The sequence below is a fragment of the Halorubrum sp. SP9 genome (assembly GCF_005435015.1).
GTDB lineage: Archaea > Halobacteriota > Halobacteria > Halobacteriales > Haloferacaceae > Halorubrum > Halorubrum sodomense.
This window is the reverse complement of the sequence record NZ_SGXU01000116.1, coordinates 1-1,234: the sequence shown is the minus strand read 5'-3', so window position 1 is coordinate 1,234 and position 1,234 is coordinate 1. Positions and strand designations below refer to the sequence as shown.

Below are 1,234 nucleotides of genomic sequence, written 5' to 3'. Positions count from 1 at the left end.
TACTGCGTCGTCTACCAGACGCTGGCGGACCCGCCCGAGGTCGAGACGAACTGGACGTTCGACTGACTAGAAACTTCCTCGGACTTGTATCTCCTTAGATTATGTGTATTTCCAATAAAATCGATTTACCAGAACTATCGGCTTCTTTCAAAAAGAATAATTTAATATTAAAGTTAAAGAATATAGTTCTTGAGAAAAATAAACGGCGAGACGATAATGATTCGAATAGTTAGTTTTAACGAATAGTATTGTATACGGATAAAATGAAGTTGTTAATCTCAAATGAGTCCTGATAACGATCTAGAGAGGGAACTAGAGGAAATACGGACGTTACTTCGAGACTATATTGATGATTCCGTAGAACGGCGTGAGCAACAGCGAGCAGAAAACATTCAAATATTAGTCGCGCTTGGTATCTTGGGAGCATTCATTACATTATACGCACAGGAAATCGTTAGTAATTCGCCACTTAGGCCATTTTTTTGGATGATTGCTATGGCTTCAAGCGGGTTTTTGACATTAAAGACATTAGTATCTCCGCTAGCGATCGGTGATGAGGATGGGATCCTAACAAAATTGGATAGTAAATGGTCTCTGTACGCTTACGTATTTTTGATTTCACTAAGCTTCTTCATTGGAAGTCTCTTTTTAATCCCGTTTCCTCCAATTACTTTGCCAGACATTCAAGGAGTGGAGTATGAGTTAGTAACGGGGATTATTGGATCTGTCACTTCTATCTTAATCACATTTTACTTCAGGAATTCAATTACTCGGGTATCTGAGAAAAGGAGAAAAACCCAGCGTCGATTACAAGAGACCCTCAATGAGTTCAAAGAAATGGATATCGTTCATTTGTTTCTGAATCATCCTGATCTGCTATCTGATCTACTTCAAGAAAATATAAAAAATATCGAAGCAGAACCACAGTTTGGAGGACTACGACCAGACCTTCTCGCATCCACAAAAAAGGACGCGAAATTAATAGTAGAACTGAAAGTAGGAGGTCTTAATCAGAAAAGCCGCGGCCTTGAGCAAATTCGACGATATATAAATGAGTATAACGGAATAAGCGACGGTACGTCTGAGATAATTGGGTGTTTAGTTATAGTCGAGGGGACCGATATTCATGTCACAAAAGTCATTGATGATGAAATTGTTAGCCAATATAATCGTGAAATTGATGAACTGATATCCGAATTTCCTGCTTTAGACTTTGAGACTGTTATTGAAACAT

1 protein-coding gene is annotated in these 1,234 nt (G+C 38.6%); it reads left to right on the top strand.

The window, feature by feature from the left end:
- Positions 1-282: 282 nt before the first annotated feature.
- Positions 283-1,234: hypothetical protein (locus tag EXE45_RS16715; RefSeq protein ID WP_137694994.1), on the top strand; the 952-nt coding region annotated here is incomplete at its 3' end.